Annotated in this window: 14 protein-coding genes; 9 read left to right on the forward strand and 5 right to left on the reverse strand. The window is 69.1% G+C overall.

From position 1 onward, the window contains the following. Nucleotides 1–308 precede the first annotated feature (308 nt). From ACFZAT_RS18715 to ACFZAT_RS18735, 5 genes are read left to right on the forward strand one after another with little or no spacing between them, the layout of a single operon-like run. Complete coding sequence (locus ACFZAT_RS18715) at nt 309–980, forward strand: Abi family protein (RefSeq protein WP_391265326.1); 672 nt, start codon at nt 309–311, stop codon at nt 978–980. Further along, on the forward strand, nt 977–3,061 hold the full coding sequence (locus ACFZAT_RS18720) for an N-6 DNA methylase (protein WP_391265327.1): 2,085 nt from the start codon (nt 977–979) through the stop codon (nt 3,059–3,061). The genes ACFZAT_RS18715 and ACFZAT_RS18720 overlap by 4 nt, the downstream gene beginning before the upstream one ends. Before the next feature lie 38 nt (nt 3,062–3,099). Beyond that, on the forward strand, nt 3,100–4,704 hold the full coding sequence (locus tag ACFZAT_RS18725) for an N-6 DNA methylase (RefSeq protein WP_391265328.1): 1,605 nt from the start codon (nt 3,100–3,102) through the stop codon (nt 4,702–4,704). After that, entirely contained in the window at nt 4,704–5,903 is a 1,200-nt protein-coding gene (locus ACFZAT_RS18730) for a restriction endonuclease subunit S (RefSeq protein WP_391265329.1), read from the forward strand. Before ACFZAT_RS18725 ends, ACFZAT_RS18730 begins: the two co-directional genes overlap by 1 nt. Further along, nucleotides 5,900–9,133 carry an HsdR family type I site-specific deoxyribonuclease gene (locus ACFZAT_RS18735; protein WP_391265330.1) on the forward strand — a complete coding sequence of 1,078 codons (3,234 nt, stop codon included), beginning with the start codon at nt 5,900–5,902 and terminating at the stop codon, nt 9,131–9,133. The genes ACFZAT_RS18730 and ACFZAT_RS18735 overlap by 4 nt, the downstream gene beginning before the upstream one ends. A gap of 376 nt (nt 9,134–9,509) precedes the next feature. Here the strand turns inward: ACFZAT_RS18735 and ACFZAT_RS18740 are convergent, their stop codons facing one another. Next, complete coding sequence (locus tag ACFZAT_RS18740; RefSeq protein WP_391265331.1) at nt 9,510–9,881, reverse strand: DUF983 domain-containing protein; 372 nt, start codon at nt 9,879–9,881, stop codon at nt 9,510–9,512. A gap of 89 nt (nt 9,882–9,970) precedes the next feature. Between ACFZAT_RS18740 and ACFZAT_RS18745 the strand changes: the two genes are divergently transcribed. Beyond that, nucleotides 9,971–10,384: a DUF3224 domain-containing protein gene (locus ACFZAT_RS18745; protein WP_391265332.1), complete on the forward strand. Its 414-nt coding sequence runs from the start codon at nt 9,971–9,973 to the stop codon at nt 10,382–10,384. Here the strand turns inward: ACFZAT_RS18745 and ACFZAT_RS18750 are convergent. Continuing rightward, a complete protein-coding gene (locus ACFZAT_RS18750) occupies nt 10,378–11,109 on the reverse strand; it encodes a DUF4232 domain-containing protein (RefSeq protein ID WP_391265333.1) in 732 nt (243 codons plus the stop codon). The two genes, ACFZAT_RS18745 and ACFZAT_RS18750, sit on opposite strands and share 7 nt — an antisense overlap. 344 nt (nt 11,110–11,453) lie before the next feature. On the opposite strand from ACFZAT_RS18750, the gene ACFZAT_RS18755 reads away from it, so the two are divergent. Further along, nucleotides 11,454–12,842, forward strand: coding sequence for a helix-turn-helix domain-containing protein (locus ACFZAT_RS18755; protein WP_391265334.1), 1,389 nt, complete (start codon nt 11,454–11,456; stop codon nt 12,840–12,842). A gap of 42 nt (nt 12,843–12,884) precedes the next feature. Here ACFZAT_RS18755 and ACFZAT_RS18760 read toward each other — a convergent pair whose 3' ends face one another. Next, entirely contained in the window at nt 12,885–14,141 is a 1,257-nt protein-coding gene (locus tag ACFZAT_RS18760; RefSeq protein ID WP_391265335.1) for a choice-of-anchor A family protein, read from the reverse strand. Between the two features lie 143 nt (nt 14,142–14,284). Here ACFZAT_RS18760 and ACFZAT_RS18765 point away from each other — a divergent pair, with 143 nt between their 5' ends. Continuing rightward, nucleotides 14,285–15,520, forward strand: coding sequence for a phospholipase D-like domain-containing protein (locus ACFZAT_RS18765; RefSeq protein WP_391265336.1), 1,236 nt, complete (start codon nt 14,285–14,287; stop codon nt 15,518–15,520). Nucleotides 15,521–15,533: 13 nt separating this feature from the next. On the opposite strand, the gene ACFZAT_RS18770 is transcribed toward ACFZAT_RS18765, so the two are convergent. After that, nucleotides 15,534–15,905, reverse strand: coding sequence for an ATP-binding protein (locus ACFZAT_RS18770; RefSeq protein WP_391265337.1), 372 nt, complete (start codon nt 15,903–15,905; stop codon nt 15,534–15,536). A gap of 226 nt (nt 15,906–16,131) precedes the next feature. Between ACFZAT_RS18770 and ACFZAT_RS18775 the strand changes: the two genes are divergently transcribed. Beyond that, nucleotides 16,132–16,557, forward strand: coding sequence for a hypothetical protein (locus ACFZAT_RS18775; RefSeq protein ID WP_391265338.1), 426 nt, complete (start codon nt 16,132–16,134; stop codon nt 16,555–16,557). Between the two features lie 43 nt (nt 16,558–16,600). Here ACFZAT_RS18775 and argS read toward each other — a convergent pair whose 3' ends face one another. Beyond that, nucleotides 16,601–18,370 carry an arginine--tRNA ligase gene (gene argS / locus ACFZAT_RS18780; protein ID WP_391265339.1) on the reverse strand — a complete coding sequence of 590 codons (1,770 nt, stop codon included), beginning with the start codon at nt 18,368–18,370 and terminating at the stop codon, nt 16,601–16,603. Between the last annotated feature and the right edge of the window lie 21 nt (nt 18,371–18,391).

Consider the following 18,391-nt stretch of genomic DNA (forward strand, 5'->3'; position numbering starts at 1 on the left):
GCTTTTCACTGCGGTGCCCGTGAACGCCAAGCTAGTGAGAACCCTGCTTCTCACTAGCTACTCGTCTTTCATGCTTCACTTCTGCGAGAGGAGGCGCTAGGTTTAACTCATCGCGGTGAGGGGGCGTCAGCTCGACTCTCACGGCGCCAAACAGTGACGCCCTGCACTGCCTAATTGCGGTGGGCAGTACAGGGCGTAACACCAGGCTCTGCCCTGGGCTGTGTGCTATGCGGCGAAGCAAGCGGTGACAGGACTCCAAGGCGTACTAGGGAACCGTAACACGGTGGCCCGAACGAAGGAAGTGGGCGATGACGGCGAACGGCGAGAAGGAATTAATCGAGGCCATCTCCCAGGAACGGTTCCAGCCGTTCCTGGAGGAGTGCCATGGCGACGTGGCGGTGGCACTGCGGCTGTACGCCTGGGACGCGGAGGCGGCCCGGGCGCTGCACAGCCCTCTGCGTGACCTGGAGGTGAGCCTGCGCAACAGGATTCACCGGCAGCTCACCGGCAAGTTCGGACAGGACGACTGGTGGAACCTGCGGCGCGCGGAGCCGAACGACTGGGCGATGAAGGAAATCCGGAACGCCCGGGCGAAGCTGGTCGAACATGGCAAGAGCACCGCCCCGTGCGACATCGTCGCCGCTCTCTCGTTCGGCTTCTGGGTCGGACTGGTCAGCAAGGGTGGTTCCGGGAACTACGAGATGAAGTACTGGAACCCGGCGTTGCGGCACTGTTTCAAGGGGGTGAGCCGGACGGATCTCCACAGGCAGCTGGGTGTCATGCGGACCCTGCGCAACCGTGTCGCTCACCACGAGCGCGTCTATCACCGCCGGTTGGAGGAGGACTTCAGGACGGCCGTCGCGCTGACGGCCCTCGTCGCTCCCGCGCTGGCGGCCCGCCACGAGAAGTACAGCCAGGTCCCCGCGGTTCTGGCGCGCAGGGCCCGGGTCCTTTCGGGCGAGGAGGAGATTGTGCTGTGACGGAGCGGCGGCAGTACGAGCCGGTGACGCTCGGCGAGATCAAGGAGCTCGCCGAGGTCGGCCGGCCTACGGTCAGCAATTGGCGACGCCGTCACGCTTCCTTTCCCGAGGCGGTCGGCGGCTCCGAGAGTAAGCCGTTGTTCGACGCGGAGGAGATCGCGGGCTGGCTGGACGAGCGGCCCGTGCCCGATGGTGAACGGCACCCGGACGGCACCCTGCCGACATACGGCGAGCGCTTTCGCGAGGGACTCCGGCTGCGGCGATTGGTGACGCTCGGGCATGGCACGTTGCGCCCGGAGGAACTGATCGTCCGTGCGCTGGCAGTGGCCGCCATGGAGGGAGAAGGCGGCGGCAGCACGGAGGAGAGCCTGCCGTCGTCTCTGCTCCGCGACTTCGACATGGCCGGTAACGAGATCCTCCGTACGTTGCGCGAGCTGATGGAGGAACTGGGCGGCGCCGGAGCCGCCGCCGAGGCGGTGCTCCGGCTGGCAGGGCGTCTGGAGTCCGATCTCATGATGGACGCGACGCCCGGGCCGGTGACCGAACTGATGGATGCCTTGGCCCGGCCGGTGCTGTCGATCACGGGGCCCGTGACCGTGGTGAACCTGTGCGCCGGTACGGGGGACGTGCTTCTGAAGCTCGCCGCCGATGACGGGGAGAACCGGGTCGCCGCCGTGGAGCCGGACGAGTTGCGTCGCACCGTGCTGCGGTACCGGCTGCTCGCGCACTGGGCGGCCGGGGAGACCCTGGTGTGCTCGGACCCGGCGGAGCTGAATGAACAGGGATTCCCACGGGCGGATCTGGTCGTGGCCGATCCGCCCTATGCCGCCGGCGAACGGGAGCGGGACGAGGACGGTCCGCTGCGATGGGCGGTCGAGGCGGTCGAGCGTCTGAAGGAAGGGGGCAAGGGACTGGTGGTCGTCCCGTCCTGGACGCTGTCCCGCCCCCGCGGCGGAACCGGCACGGCGAACACCCGGATGCGGGACGACTTGCTCAAGTCCAGTGCGGTGGAGGCGATCGTCCAGCTGCCCCGTCGTATCCACACGTTCCGTACGGGGGCCGAGCACGCTTTGCTGGTGTTGCGGAGCACGCGGTCGGCGCCGACGGTCCCCGGTGTCCTGCTGATCGACGCCGACCGGCTGGCGCGCAGGGTGGGCGATGTGTGGCAGCAGAACGTCGAGGCGTTGCTGCGCAGTACGGGTACGCCCGTGCCTGAGGAGGCCCAGCGTGTGCCCGTGGCCAGCACCGGTCCCGGCAGTTCGTATCTGCTCGACGGACGCTCTCTGTTGCCCGCACACCGGCTCGCGTCCCCGGAGAAGGGCCTCGATCACTTCGCCGCAACGGTGGAGGCCCGGCAGAACGCGTACGTGGCGTTGCCGCACCTGAAACGGTGGATCGGTGACCTCGGCGTCGGGAAGAGGGAGCACCGTGCCGAGCACTTCAAGGTCGGTGGGCAGCTGAGGGCCGGGCAGCTCAGGCTCTTGCCTGGCCACCGCATCAAGGAGAGCGACATCGGTGACGCGGGCGTGCCCGTGATCGGCAGGGAAGAGATGCTGGGAGCCCTGCCGGTCGGGGGGCGGCGCATCATGCTGGAGGACCTCGCCGCCTACCCGCAGAGCCTGATGACGGAACGAGGCGATGTCTTCATGCTCACCGAGCACGGTGTCCGCACGCAGGTGGATGACGCCGGCGGTTGCGTCCTGCTGGCGCCGGTGCAAGGGCTGCGGATCGCTGCGTACCGGAAGTATCTGATGGACTTGGCGGCAGGCCGGACGGTCCGTCCGGAGGGCCTGTGGATGCGTCCGCACGCGTTGGCCCGCCTGCTGGCCGCACCGCGCAATCAACAGCGGGGCAGCGGATCGCTCGTGCGGCGGGTGAGCGTGAAGGACATGGACCTGCCGCAGCTTCCGCCGGAGGAGATTGCCGACCTTGAAGCGGTGCTGGCCGAGACGGAACGGCACCGTGCCGAGGTACGCAGACAACTGTGGGCGCTGGACACCCTGGCTGAGCGGCTGGCGGCGGGCGTCGCAGACGGCGACCTGCGCCTGCGTAAGCGGTCCAGTCCAGGCCCTGGGGCCTGACGGCGCCCTTTGTGAACGACGAGAGGAACGAGTGCTCCGTGCCACCCCGTAGCAAGAAGAAGACCGAACCCGCCGACATGAAGCAGATCCTGTGGCAGGCCGCGGACAAGCTGCGCGGCAGTCTGGATGCCGCCGCCTACAAGCACTTCGTGCTGGGCCTGGTCTTCCTCAAGTACGTCTCCGCCGCGATGGGCGAGAAGCGTGCACAGTTGGAGGCCGAGCTGCGGGAGGAGGGCGGCTGGAGCGAGGAGGACATCCTCGTCACGCTGGAGGAGCGGCGCGAGTACACGGGTGCGGGCATCTTCTACGTACCTCCGACCGCCCGTTGGGAAGCTGTTCTCGAACGGGCCGGCGCGACCGTGGAGGGGCAGACGGTTGGCGAGGCGATCGACGCGGCGATGCTGGCGATCGAGGCGCAGAACCCGGCGCTGAAGAAGACCCTGCCGAAGATCTACGCCGCCGGCCGGGTCGATGACGAGCGCCTCGTCGGGCTGATCCGTCTGCTGGACCGGCTCGCCTTCCAGGAGCAGCTGGGCGACGACGGCCGCCGCAAGGGTGCGCGGGACATCATGGGGGAGGTGTACGAGTACTTCCTGGCCGAGTTCGCGCTGAAGGAGGGCCGCAAGGGCGGGGAGTACTTCACCCCGGAGAGCGTGGTGCAGCTGCTGGTGGAGGTGCTGGAGCCGAAGCCGGGGGAGCGGGTGTACGACCCGGCCTGCGGGTCGGGCGGCATGTTCGTGCAGGCGGAGAGGTTCATCGAGTCGCACGGCGGGAATCCGCTGAACGTCGCGGTCTACGGACAGGAGCTCAACCAGACCACCTGGCAGCTGGCGCATATGAACCTGGCCATCCACGGGGTTGAGGCCAACCTCGGCGACGAGCCGGCCGACACTTTCCGCAATGACCAGCACCCCACGCTCAAGGCGGACGTGGTGATGGCCAACCCGCCGTTCAACATCTCCGACTGGGGCGGGGAGATGCTCGGCGTGGACAAGCGGTGGGTGTACGGGGCTCCGCCCGTCGGCAACGCGAACTACGCCTGGCTCCAGCACATGATCAGCAAGCTCGCGCCGAGCGGGCGTGCGGGCGTCGTCCTTGCGAACGGCTCGATGAGCAGTAAGCAGTCCGGGGAAGGCGACATCCGTCGGGGCATGGTCGAGGACGACCTGGTGATGTGCATGATCGCGCTCCCCGGGCAGCTGTTCCGGTCCACGCAGATCCCGGCGTGCCTGTGGTTCCTCGCGGAGGGGAAGGGGCGGCACTCGGAATGGGTGCGGGGGCGTAAGGGTGAGGTCCTGTTCATCGACGCGCGCGAGTTCGGTGTGATGAAGAACCGGACGCTGCGGGAGCTGACGCCCGACGAGATCGTCGGCCGCATCGGTGACACGGTGCGGGCTTGGCGGGGAGCGGGCGCGTACGAGGACGTGCCCGGGTTCTGCGCGAGCGTGGGCGTGGAGGCGATCGCTGAGCACGACTTCGTGCTGACGCCGGGGCGGTACGTGGGGACGGCGGAGGCGGAGGTCGACCCGGACGCGGAGCCGGTGGAGGAGAAGATCGCGCGGCTGACTGCGTTGTTGCGGGAGCAGTTCGCGGAGTCGGAGCGGTTGGCGAAGGTTGTGGATGAGCAGTTGGGGAGGGTGTGATGGCACAGCCCGAGCGTCTGGGAGACCACGTCGAAGTGGTCACGGGGTTCCCTTTCCGGAGTGACGAGTACGCCGAGAGTGGCACTCGTCTGCTGCGGGGAGACAATATCGGGCAGGGAAAGCTCCGATGGGCCGGAGCGAAGCGATGGCCGAATGACCGGGTCGCTGAGAGCGCTCGTTTCGCACTGAGTGCTGGTGACGTCGTTCTGGCCATGGACCGCCCGTGGATCGAGGCCGGTCTGAAATATGCGGCAGTTACGGAACGCGATCTCCCTTGCTTGCTCGTGCAGCGCGTCGCACGGCTTCGGGCGAAGGGGGATCTGGTCCAACCTTTCCTGCGCTATTTGATCGGCGGTCGCTCATTCACGGATTATGTCCTCGGAGTTCAGACCGGAACCGGAATCCCACACATCAGTGTGGGGCAGATTCGCGACTACCGTTTCACGTGGGTGCCGGTCGATGAGCAACGGGGCATCGCCGAGGTGCTCGGTGCGCTGGACGAAAAGATCGCGCTCAACGAGCGGATCCGCAGTACCGCTCTGGGCCTCGCCAGCGCCTGTTATGAATCGGCGGGAAAGAGCAGCCAGTCAGAGGCCGTCGGTGACCTGGCTGCCCTCTTCGATGGCCCGCACGCAACGCCTCGGAAGACGTCGGAAGGCCCCTGCTTCCTCAGTATCAGCAGTCTCAAGAGTGGTTACCTGGACCTGGCCGAATCCGCTCACCTCTCCGAGGACGACTTTCCCCGCTGGACCCGTCGAGTCCAGCCGCAAGCGGGAGATGTGCTTTTCTCCTACGAGACACGCCTGGGCGACGCGGCTCTCATGCCGGCCGGAATCCGGGCAAGCCTGGGACGCCGCATGGCGTTGCTGCGAAGTAAATCGGGCGCGGTCAGTGGGGCTCTGCTCCTCCATGCCTACCTGGCGCCCGCGTTCCAGGAGGAGATCAAGCGCCGTACCATCCACGGCGCAACCGTCGACCGGTTGCCGCTCAAGGAAATGCCTGGCTGGCGCATCAACCTTCCCGCAGTCGGTGAACGTGAACGCCTGTCAGCCAAGCTCGACGCTCTGCACAGCACCGTGATGCAGACGGCCGCCGAAAGCCGCACCCTCGCCGACCTCCGCGACACCCTCCTCCCCCAGCTCGTCACCGGCCAGATCCGCGTCAAGGACGCCACCCGCGTTGTAGAGGAGGCCGTATGAGAAGCACCCACCCCGCCGGCGAGCCCCCCCTCGACCGTCTCACCGAGAAGGAGCTGGAGTTGCACGCCCTCGGCGTCCTCGGCGAGATCGGGTGGCGCCACGTGCCCGGGGCCGAGCTGGGGCCCGCGTACGGCGGACGGAAGGGGTGGGGGGACCTCGTCCTGTACCCCCACCTCCGCAAGGCGATCCGGCGGCGTTACCCCCAACTGCCCGAGAGCGTGGCCGACGACGCCATACCGGCGCTCCTCGCTCAGCTCACGCAGCACGACCTCCGCGAGAACCACCGGTTCTACGAGCGGCTCACCGGCGGGGTCTCCGTCCCGTACGACGACCCCGCCACCGGCGACGAGCGTCATGCGGTCATCCGGCCGGTCGACTTCGGCGATCCCCACGCCAACGACTTGATCGCAGCCAGCCAGGTACGGATCAACAGCGTCAAGGACCGGACGTTCATATTCGACATCGTCCTGTACGTGAACGGCCTGCCACTTGCCGTCATGGAGCTGAAGAAGGCCGACAGCAAGGACAGTGCCCGGACCGCCTACGACCAGCTCCAGGGTTACCGCCGCGAGTTGAAGCAGACGGGCACGTTCGCCACGTTCCTCGTGATGCTCGCCTCCGACGGGATCACCGCCCGCATGGGCACGCCGTTCACGCCCTGGCAGCACATGGCCCCGTGGCACGCCGACGACCAGGACCGCATGCTGCGCAAGGACCAGCGCGAGGACGGGCGAGCGCTGGAGCGCATGCTGTACGGGGCGTTCGAGCCGGCCCGCCTCCTCGACCTGATCGGCAACTTCCTCTCGTACTCCGCCGAGAAGTCCGGCGACGTCAACACGGTGAAGCTCGCCAAGGCCCATCAGTACATCGCCGTGAACGCCGCCGTCCGGGCGACCGAGGCGGCCCTCGCGACCGACGGCCGGGCGGGTGTCGTCTGGCACACGCAGGGCGCGGGGAAGAGCGAGGAGATGCTTTTCTACGTGGGAAAGGCCGCCTCGACGCCAGAGCTGTCGAGTCCGACCTTCGTCATGCTGACGGACCGCATCGACCTCGATGACCAGCTGTACCGGACGTTCGCCGCCAGCGAGACCCTGCGCAAGCGGATCAAGGAGGAGCCACAGACCGCCGAAGACGCCGGGGAACTGCGCCGACTGCTGAACAGCCCGGAGCACAACGGCGGGGTCGTCTTCGCGACGCTCCAGAAGTTCCGGCTGACCGAGGAGGAGCGCACAGCCGGTGTCCGGCATCCGCAGATCTCGCCGCGCCGTGACGTGATCGTCGTCGTCGACGAGGCACACCGCAGCCACTACGACTTCATCGACGGCTACGCCCGCAACCTGCGCGACGCCCTCCCGAACGCCACGTTCATCGCCTTCACCGGCACCCCCATCAACAACAGCACGGGCAGCACGCAAGGCGTCTTCGGCGGGAACATCCACACGTACGACCTCACGCAGGCCGTCGACGACGGAGCGACCGTGCCCGTCTTCTACGAACCTCACCTCGTCAAGGTCGACATGATCAGAGGTGCCGACCTGGACGATCTGAATGCCCGCGCCGAGGGGCTGATCGAAGGGCTGAGCGACGACGAGAAGCGTGTCGCACGCCGGCAGTTCGGCCGGTACGAGGAACTGATCGGTTCTCCCTCCCGCATCCGGGAACTGGCCGGGGGCCTGCTGGAGCACTGGGATGCGCGCAGCACGGAGATGGAGAAGCTGACGGGCTACAAGGGCAAGGGCATGGTCGTCTGCGCCTCCCGCGCCATCGCCGCGCGACTGTTCGAGGAGGTGATCCGTCGTAGGCCGGACTGGAAGGGGGAACGTGACCCGAGGACGGGGCTGTTGACCGACACCACCGGGCGGATCCGAGTGGTCTTCACCGGGAACGCCGCCACCGACACCGCAGAAGTCGCCGACTACATCCGCACGCCCACCCAGCTGAAGAAGATCCAGGCGCGGGTGACCGACGCCGAGGACGAACTGCAGCTGGTGATCGTCCAGTCCCTGTGGCTGACCGGTTTCGACGCACCGCCCCTGCACACGCTTTACCTGGACAAACGCATGCGCGGAGCTGCGCTCATGCAGGCCATCGCCCGCGTCAACCGCACCTGGCCCGGCAAGCCCTCCGGGCTGGTCGTCGACTTTCAGGGCGTCATACGGGAGATCAAGGAAGCCCTCGCCGAGTACTCCGAGCAGGACCAGGCGGACCCCATGCTGGGCGCTGACCTCGCGGGCGCGGTCCAGATCGTCCGGGAGAGCCACCAGCAGATCGTGGACCTCCTGCATGGGTGCCGGTGGAGGAAGACGCTCGCAGTAGGCGGTCCCCGTTCATACCGCGAGGCCCTGGTCGAGGTGCTGGAGTTTCTGATCGCGCCCGAGGCGGGTCTGGGACCCGAACAGTCAACGCGCAAGCAGCGTTTCATGTATCACTCCGGGCTGCTCCGGCAGGCTTTCTCGCTCTGCCCGACCGACCAGCGCGTACAGGACCTGCTGCCCGACATCCGGTTCTTCGAGTCCGTGCGGAAGTCGCGGGAGAAGTACACGGCCGATGAGCGACAGGAGCAGGGCGCAGCCACGGCGGCGGACACGGAACTGCTCATCGCGCAACTTCACGCCTCGGTCATCGCAGCCGACGGTGTCGTGGACATCTACGACGCGGCCGGCCTGACCAAACCGGAACTGTCGCACCTGGACGAGTCCCTCCTGCGCAAGCTCCAGTCGTCGAAGCACCCCAACCTGGCCATCGAGGCTCTTCGGCGGGCTCTGCTCAAGGAGATCCGGGACGCCCACCCCCGTAACCTGACCCGGCAGGAGAGCTTCACGAGACGTGTACGTGCCGCGATGAACCGGTACACGAACGGGCTCCTGACAGCCGCCGAGTTCATGAAGTTCCTCGTCGAACTGGCGCAGGAGGTGTCAGCCGACCGGGGACGGGCCGAGGACCTCGGGCTGACCGAGGACGAGCTGGCCTTCTACGATGCGCTGGCCGCCGATCCCTCGGCGGTCGAGCAGATGGAGGACTCGGTCCTCGCGCGGATCGCGCACGAGCTCTACGAGCAGATCCGCAAGGACGTCACCGTCGACTGGAAGCTCAAGGAACAGGCCAGGGACCGGATCATGGCCCGCGTGCTCCGGCTCCTGCGGAAGTACGGATATCCGCCGGACAAGCAGCCTGCGGCGATCGAGCGGGTGCTGAAGCAGGCGGAGGACCTGGCCGAGGCGATGGCCTGAGCCGGGTTGCCTCCCCGGCGCGGGTCGCGTCCCGGGTCTCGGGGCTCGGGAGCCGGGAGTCGGGGTTCGGGCTTCGAGGGTCGAGCGCTGTTGTACAACCGGTAGGTAGAAGAAGGGGTTGGAGGAAACCTTCCCGCCCTCCCTACCCCGTCACGACGAGCAAGTGTGACTATGTGTGACCGCCTTTTGGTGCAGAGTCGCGGCTGCTTACGGTGCCGCCAGACGAAGCGACCCCGGTGCGGTGTGTCACCACCAGCCGGGGTCTCACCTCAAGATCGACGCCTGACACCGGGTGCGACGCCCGAGGCCACGTACGACGGCTCCGCGAGCAGCTGAAGGCGCGCTGAACCCGCCGTCTGGACCCGGCCAAGGTCACCTACGGCGTGTCCACCAGGCCCATGAAGAGCATCCAGGTGAACAGCACGGAGATGGGGGCGGTCACGGCGAGGAAGACCGAGGCCGCCGGCCTCTTGCGCATGCACACCCAGCTCGCGAGCAGTACGCAGAGGCTCAGGGCGAGGCCGCAGCAGGAGACCACGAAGGCCGGGCCGAAGCTCGCGTCGAAGCGGTGGGCCTCCTCTTCCGTGCACGAGTCGCAGGCCATCGGCATGAGCATGCTGGTGAGCAGCGCGTAGAACGCGACCGGGAGCGTGATGACCGTGGAGGCCAGCGGCGCGATCCAGGAGGTCCGGGGGAACTCGTCCCGGTCGTCGTTCAGGGCGTCGTCCTGAGCTTCGGCTTGTGACATGGGCACGATTCCACCAGGTGTGCGACGGCCGCACATGAGTTGTTCTACCTAGAGCCGCAACTGTCGTACCCCGTGCCTACGATCGCGGCATGAGAGCTTCCGGCACCTTCACCGTCAACTCCTTCGTCCCCTCCGAGCTGAAGCCCGAGCCCGAGGTGGTCACCGCGCTGCCCGTCGGGGTGGCGACCATCGTGAAGACCTTCGAGGGGGAGGTGGCGGGCCGGTCCACGACGCTGTTCACCGCCGCCTTCGACCAGGCGTCGGGGGTCGGTACGTACGTCGCCATGGAGTCCTTCGAGGGCGCGCTCGCCGGGCACGAGGGGACGTTCAACTTCGTGCACTCCGCCGCCACCAGCGGCAGCGACCGGGCGAACGAGTTCTTCTCGATCGCGCCGGGGAGCGGGACCGCCGCCCTCGCCGGGATCAGCGGGGGCGGCGGTCTCGCCGTCGACGAGGACGGTACGCACCGGATCTGGTTCGACTTCGAGCTCGGCGGTCAGTAGACGAGCGCCTGGTCCATCTCGCTCTGCCAGTAGGTGACGAAGCCGTTGTCGTCCCAGTAGGTCCCGGCGGGCAGCGTCAGCTCGGTCGACGCGGAGTTGATGGGCCCGTCGTTGCGGTCGGCGAAGGTGACGCCCAGGTGCTTGCTCGGGTACGGCTTCCGACCGTTCGGCTCGCCCGTCAGGCCGATCGCTGCGTACGCGGAGCTGCCCGGGTCCAGCGTCACCACGGCCTGCGGCCGGCTGTCCTGGAGCACCCGGAACACCGCCTGCGCGCCGTCGAAGCGGAGCATCGGCGCGTGGTACGCGTAGCAGGGGCGGTCGCCCGTGTTGGTGACGGTGAGCAGCAGGTGGTTGATCGGGCGGGTCACCTTGGTGACGGTGACCTTCGTGTTCGCGCCGGTGCAGGTGACCGGCGACTTGGGCTTCGGCGCGGGCTTCGGCTCGGACGCGGGCTTCCCGGCGGAATCGCCGGACTCCCCGGGCTTCCCGGCCGGCTGCGTCGCGGGCTTTCCGGCGGGCTTCGTGGTGTCGGATGCCGGTTCGGTGTCCGTGGGGGACGTCGAGTCCTTGTCCGGCGCGGTCGTCGGCGCGTCGTCGGTGGCCCGGACGGACGCCGCCGGCTTCTTCGCGTCGGTGCCGTCGTCCCCGCCGCACGCCGTGAGCGAGAACGCGGCGAGGGCGGCGGTCGCCGCGAGGACGGTGGTGCGGATGCGGTTGCTGCGCATGGTGGTACTCCCCGTGAGTGTGTTCCGTGCTGTGTGTTCGGTCGTGATGCGTGTTCGGTCGTGCCGGTGTGGTCAGTTCCGGCAGATCAGGAGCAGGACGATCGCGGTCGTCACGATCAAGACCCCGATCGCCAGCGCATCGGTCAGTTCGATGCGGAAGAGGGTTCGCACTGGTCGGCCCCCGTGGTCGCTGTGGTGTGGTCCGAGCTTGTGGCACGGCGGATTCCGGCCGCAACGCCCGACACACCATTGGGGATGCTGGAATGCCTGCGCGTACTGTGACCTGGGCAGATTCCACGTCCCTGGAACGGTGATCCGGGACGACCAGGAGGGGGAACGCCGCAGTGGCGACGCCGGAGGCCGAGGAACTAGCGGGCCTGCTGAAGAAACTGAAGGGCCGTTCGGGGCGCAGCTACGGGGTGCTCGCGGGCCGCTTGCACGTCAGTACGTCGACGCTCCACCGGTACTGCAACGGGGACGCGGTGCCGGGCGAGTTCGCGCCCGTGGAGCGGTTCGCGCGCCTCTGCGGGGCGAGCGCCGACGAGTTGGTGGAGGTCCACCGGCGGTGGATCCTCGCGGACGCGGCGCGGGGGCGGGGAAAGGCGGAAGCAGCTGTTCCGGCGCCGGTCGTGGAGCCCGAAGCCGTGCAGCCGGTGCCGGTGCCTGAGCCGGTGCCTGAGCCGACCGAGTCCGAGGCCGCCGAGCCCGAGCCCGTCGCGCCCGAGGCCGCCGAGCCGGAGCCCGTAAGGCCCGAGCCCGATCCCGATCCCGAACCCGTACGCGAGCACCCCGCCCCCACCCGCTGGCGCCGGGCCTCCGCCCGTACGCGCGTCCTCCTCGCCGCCGCGGCCGTCGTCGCGCTCACCGTGCCCACCGCCGTCGTCATCGGCCACCTCAAGCAGACCGGTTCCGACGCGGCCGCGGGCGCCCCGGGCGGGCACGGCACGACAGCCGGAAAGGGAGAGGACTTCGTCTCCCCGTCCCCGTACAGCCCCTCGCCCTCGGTCAGCGTGTCCGAGGGGCGGCCCAGCGCCTCCGCGAGCACAGGCTCGGCCGGTCCCTCCGCGCGCACCTCGCCGTCCGCCTCGCGCACCACCGGCGCGCCCGGGGGCGGGCCGGGGAAGCCGCCCACGGTGACCATCAGTTCGTACAACTGGGAGGAGCCCTGCGGGCAGTACTACCTGCTGGGCCAGGACCCGGCGACCGTGCCGCCCCCGCCGCCGCCCAACAGCACCCGGGGCTGGGCGCGGGCGCTCGGCGGGGTGGACGGCGGCGCCATGAAGCTGGAGCTGACCGTGCAGGGCACCTCCGCGCAGGCCGTCGTCCTGACCGGGCTCCGGGTGAAGGTGCTGAGCCAGCGGGCCCCCGTGCAGCAGTCGGCGTTCTCGATGGGCGAGGGGTGCGGCAGCGGCATCGAACCCCAGTCCTTCGACGTCGACCTGGACGACAGCCGCCCGGCGCTCAGGCCGGTCGCCGGGAAGCAGGGCGACGAGACCGTGCCCGCCAAGAACTTCCCGTTCCGGGTGTCGTCCAGCGATGTGGAGGTCTTCGACCTCGACGCGCACGTGGAGGGCCACGACGTCAGCTGGTACCTGGAGCTGGACTGGTCCAGCGGCGGCCGTACGGGCACCCTGCGCGTGGACGAGAGCGGCGAGCCGTTCCGTACGAGCAGCATCGCGGGGCGCCCGGAGTACTACTACCGCTACGACACCTCGGTCTGGGAAAAGCGCTGAGCGGTACGCGGCCCTTCCCGGGCCGCGTACCGCTCGAACGGGTCAGGCGCGCTTGCGGCGGCGGGCCATGACCACGAGGCCCGCACCGGCGGCGACGACCACGGCGCCTCCCACGGTGACGGGGACCATGTTGCCGCTCCCGGTCGTCGCCAGGTCGCCCTCGGGCTGCGAGGGGCCGGCGGACGGGGCCGGGGCGCCCGGGGTCGTCGTGCCCGACGGGGTGGCGGACGGGGTCGCGTCGCCGGACGGCGGGACCGACGCCGACGGGGTGGCGGTCGCCGGGGGCGTCGTGGAGGGCGTCCCGCTTGGGGTCGTGCCCGGCTTCGGGGTGCCGGGCACCTCGGGCAGGCAGCCGGTGAACGGGAAGTGGTGCGTCTCCGCGCCGCCCGAGCCGTGCAGCGAGGCCACCCAGACCGAGCCGTTGACCGGGGCGGCCGTGCCCAGCTCCAGGTGTGCGTACGGGGCGAGGACGCTGCCCGGCCAGGCGGCCTGGCTGTTCTTGACGACCTTCGTGGCGTTCGGGAAGTTCCAGAGCAGCTTGGCGCGGACCGCGCCGTCGTCCGCGCTCTGCGTTTTGTCGTCCAGGACGAAGTCCCGACCGCCCGACAGGAAGAAGCCCGTCGTGCCGGCCGTCTGCATGTCGTACGTCTGGCCGGTGACGTTGACGATCGTCGTCGCCCCGGCCGGGACCTTGACGAAGACCTCCTTCGCCTTCTCCAGCCGCGACGCCTCGACCGAGAACACGTTCCGGCCGGTGTCCGTGCCGGTCAGCGTCAGCCGGTTGCCGTCGAGGTCCGCGGTGGCGCCGGAGGTCGCCGGCTCCTCGGCCAGCGCGTCGGAGTACGACCGGAGCTTCGCGAACTCGCCGTCGAAGTCGATCAGGTCGGCCTTCTTGCCGAATGTGCCGTCGTGCATCTCGACCGCGCGGTCCTTGACCTCGCCGCCGACGACGGCGTTGCCCTTCATGACGACGGTGGCGGAACCGCCGTTGACGAGGTCGCCGCGCACGACGAGCGAGGCCCGGCCGGGCAGCGCGTCGACCTGGGCGGCCGTCAGCTCGTTGCCGACGCTGAACCCGCCCTTGAAGTCGGCGTTGCCGCCGACCGCCACGGCACCTTCGGCATCGGGGGAGTGGACGTCGTCCCCGAGGACGAACTCGCCGTACTTCCCGGCGATTCCGAAGGCGTCGGTCGTGCAGTCCGCCGGGGCGGGGGCGGCCTGGACGGCCGGAGCGACGGTGAGCCCGAGAACGAGGGCACCGCCGAGTGCCGCGAGGGCGGCGGAGGTCGGTATGCGCATGGTGCGTGGGTCTCCTGCGGAGCAGATATGAAGGTTCTGTGGCGACTTGGGCCATGATTCTCACAGTTACCGAAATTGGTCAAGACCAATGAGGGTATTTCTGTGCGGCGTTGATCCGAGGGAGTCGGGGAAGGTGGTCAGCCATGACGAGCGGCACGGACGACAGACCGGAACTTCACCACGGGCTCCCGGAGGAGCCCGTCCTCCACGAGGACACGGTCCTCGTGGATCGCGCCCACCGGCTCAGGCGGCGCCTGGAACGGCTCATCGGGATCGCCGCGACGGAAGGGAACGAACTGGTCCCGCTACGGAACGGGGACGCGATCTTCGCCGCGATGCTGGACAGCATCCGGCACGCCGAGCACACCGTGGACATGATGACGTTCGTCTACTGGCGCGGCGACATAGCGCGGGAGTTCGCGGCCACCCTGGCCGAACGGGCCCGCGCCGGGGTGCGGGTGCGGCTGCTGCTCGACGGGTTCGGCAGCAGGCTCATAGAGAAGAAGCAGCTGCGCGCCATGGAGGACGCGGGCGTCCAGGTCGCGTGGTTCCGCAAGCCGCTGTACCTCTCGCCCCTGAAGCAGAACCACCGCTGCCACCGCAAGGTCCTCGTGGTGGACGAGGAGACCGCGTACACCGGCGGCGTCGGCATAGCCGAGGAGTGGTGCGGCGACGCGCGGAACGAGACCGAGTGGCGTGACACGCACGTACGCCTACGGGGCCCGGCCGTCGACGGACTCGCCGCGGCCTTCGCGCAGAACTGGGCCGAGTGCCACGACGAACTGTTCGACGCGCGCGACCGGTTCCGGAACATCCCGCCGCAGGGCGACGCCGTGGTGCAGGTGGTACGGGGCTCGGCCAGCGTGGGCTGGCAGGACATGCAGACCCTGCTCCGGGTCGTCCTGGAGACCGCCGAGGAACGCGTCAGGATCGCCACGGCCTATTTCGCCCCGGACGCCTTCTTCGTGGAGCTGATGTGCGCGGCGGCGCGGCGCGGGGTCGAGGTCGAGATCCTGCTGCCGGGCCCGCACACGGACAAGCGGGTCTGCCAGCTCGCCGGACAGCTGTACTACGAGCGGCTGACGGCGTGCGGCGTGAAGATCTACCACTACCAGCCGACGATGATGCACGCCAAGGTCGTCACCGTCGACCGGGTCGCCGCGCTCATCGGGTCCACCAACATCAACCGCCGTTCCCTGGACCACGACGAGGAGGTCATGCTCGCGGTCCTGGACCGGGAGCTCACCGCCACGCTCGACGCCCACTTCACGGAGGACCTGAAGGCGAGCGAGCGCATCGAGGGCCGGAGGTGGCGGCGCAGGCCCGTCGTGCAGCGGCTCCGTGAGGCGTCGGTGCGGCCGTTGCGCCGTTTCCTTTGAGCGCACGTCCCTTTCAGCGCGCCATGGAAACGCGAATGACTTTTCCGCGCGGGGCGTGATCGCGGATGTCGGCCTTCTCGGTCAGCTTCAGGATCACGGGCCAGCCGAAACCCCCGGTACCGCCGCGGAGGTCGGGCGTTCGCTGCTGCGGGCGGTCCGGACTGGGGTCGGCGACGTGCACGTACAGCGTGGCATCGTCCGCCCCGAAGGCCAGCGCGGTCACCGCGCCGGCGTGCCGGAGCGCGTTCGTCACCAGTTCGGACACCAGGAGCAGCAGGTCCTGGATGGTCGCCGCAGCCGGACGCGGGTCGAGCGTCGCCACGAACGCCTTGGCCGCGGCGCGCGCGTCGGCCGCCTTGGAGGGCGGCGGGTCGGTCACCGTCATCGTGTGCGGCGCGGGAGACACCGCCGCAGAATCGAGGTCAGTCATTTTCTCCCCCGGAGAAATGATCGTCGAACGGTCTGAATTCTTCTTCTTCCCTCAGGTCCCAGGCGTATCCGGCTTTTTTCCAGTACGCGGGGCAGGCGATTGAGCACGTCGCCTCGGGGCATACGGGCAGGGAAATTCCGGCCCGGCGCCGGAAAGAGGCCATGGCCGAAGGGGACACCAGATGACCGACTCCGCCGACTCCGTCCGCGACGCACTCCTGGTCGGCAGGCCGGTGCCCGACCTCCAGCTCCAGCTGCTGATCCAGCTCCTCGACCGGGAGACCCGGTCCGGGCTGCCACTGACGATGGCCGTCCCCTCCGGGGTGCTCCACGGCGAGGTGATCGGCCACGAGTCCTGGAAGGCGGAATGGGCGCGGAGCCTGCGCCAGGTGGAGGGCGAAGGCGCGAACCTGCTGGCGGAGTTCCCCGAGACGGTGGACCAGGGGATCAAGGAGGCGCAGGCGGACGAGGAGACGGCCTTCCTGCCCCGGTGGATCCATCTGCGGGACGCGACCCTCGTCTGCGGCGGCGCGGCCCCGCTGCGGCTGCCGCTGTGGCGCGGCCGGCTGTCCGACGTATCGGGATGGACGCTGGGGCGGCCGGAGTAGCGGAAAGGGGCGGGGCCGCGACGGCCCCGCCCCTCCCGGCGCCTCAGAGCCGCTCGGGCGTCCGGATGCCGAGCAGCGCCATGCCCCGGTGCAGGGTCCGGGCGGTGAGGTCGCAGAGGAACAGCCGGTTCTCGACGACCTCGGACGGGTTGTCCTCGCTCAGCACGTGGCACTGGTCGTAGAACGTCGTGTAGAGCGACGCCAGCTGGTAGAGGTACGCGGCCAGCTTGTGCGGCTCGTACTGCGCGGCCACCTCGGCCAGCACCTCGCCGAACTGGTCCAGATGCAGGCCCAGCGTCCGCTCGGCCGGGGCCAGCTCCAGCTCCGGGTGCGCGACCGGCCTCGCGTCGCCCGCCTTGCGCAGGATCGACTGGATACGCGCGTACGCGTACTGGAGGTACACCGAGGTGTCGCCGCTCAGCGACACCATCTGGTCCAGGTCGAACTTGTAGTCCCGCACGGCGGAGGTCGACAGGTCCGCGTACTTCACGGCGCCCACGCCGACGTACCGGCCGTTCTCCACGATCTCCTGCTCGGACAGACCGACCTTCCCGGCCTTCTCCCGGACCACGGCGGTCGCCCGTTCGACGGCCTCGTCCAGCAGGTCCTCCAGCCGGACCGTGACGCCCTCACGGGTCTTGAACGGCTTGCCGTCCTTGCCGAGCACCGTGCCGAACGCGAGCTGGTGCGCCTTCACGCCCTCGTTCAGCCAGCCCGCCCGCCGGGCCGTCTCGAAGACCATCTTGAAGTGCAGGGACTGCCGCACGTCCACCACGTACAGCAGGGCGTCCGCCTTGAGGTTCTGCACCCGGTCCCGGATCGCGGAGAGGTCGGTCGCCGCGTAGCCGTAGCCGCCGTTCGTCTTCTTGACGATCAGCGGGACCTTGTTGCCGTCGGGGCCCAGCACGTCGTCGAAGAAGACGCAGAGCGCACCCTCGGAGCGGACGGCGACGCCCGTCTCCTCCAGGATCCGGCAGGTCTCCTCCAGCATGTCGTTGTACCCGGACTCGCCGACGATGTCGGGATCGCTGATCTCCATGTCCAGCTTGTCGAAGACCGAGTAGAAGTAGATCTTCGACTCGTCCACGAACCGCTGCCACATGGCCAGCGTCTCCGCGTCGCCCGCCTGGAGCGCGACCACCCGGTCCCGGGACCGCGCCTTGAACTCCTCGTCCGAGTCGAACAGGGCCCGCGACGCCTTGTAGAGCCGGTTCAGCGAGGACATCGCGGCCTCGCCGTCCTCCTGGCCGCCCTCGTGGTCCAGCTCGTGCGGGTGCTCCACGAGGTACTGGATGAGCATGCCGAACTGGGTGCCCCAGTCGCCGATGTGGTGGCGCCGGACCACGGACTCGCCGGTGAACTCCAGGATCCGCACCATCGCGTCACCGATCACGGCGGACCGCAGGTGGCCGACGTGCATCTCCTTGGCCACGTTGGGCTGGGCGTAGTCGATGACCGTGGTGCCCGCCGCCCCGTTCGCCGGGACGCCGAGCCGGTCGCCGTCGGCGGCGCGCGCGGCCAGGGTCCCAGTGATCGCGCGGTCGGTCAGCGTGACGTTCAGGAAGCCGGGGCCCGAGACCTCGATCTCCTTGATCAGGTCCGAGGCCGGCAGCGCGTCGGTGACCTTGGCGGCCAGCTCGCGCGGGTTGCCCTTGAGCTTTTTGGCGAGCGCCAGGATGCCGTTGGCCTGGAAATCGGCCCGGTCGCTTCGGCGCAGCAGCGGATCGGCGGTGCCCGCATCCGGCAGTGCTGCCGTCAGGGCGTCCGCCAGCTGCTGCTGGAGCGTGGAAGCGAGGGAATTGACCGAGGCCATGAGTCTGGCTGCCGTTTCCGT

This window comes from Streptomyces sp. NPDC008163, assembly GCF_042956885.1.
GTDB classification, from domain to species: domain Bacteria; phylum Actinomycetota; class Actinomycetes; order Streptomycetales; family Streptomycetaceae; genus Streptomyces; species Streptomyces drozdowiczii_A.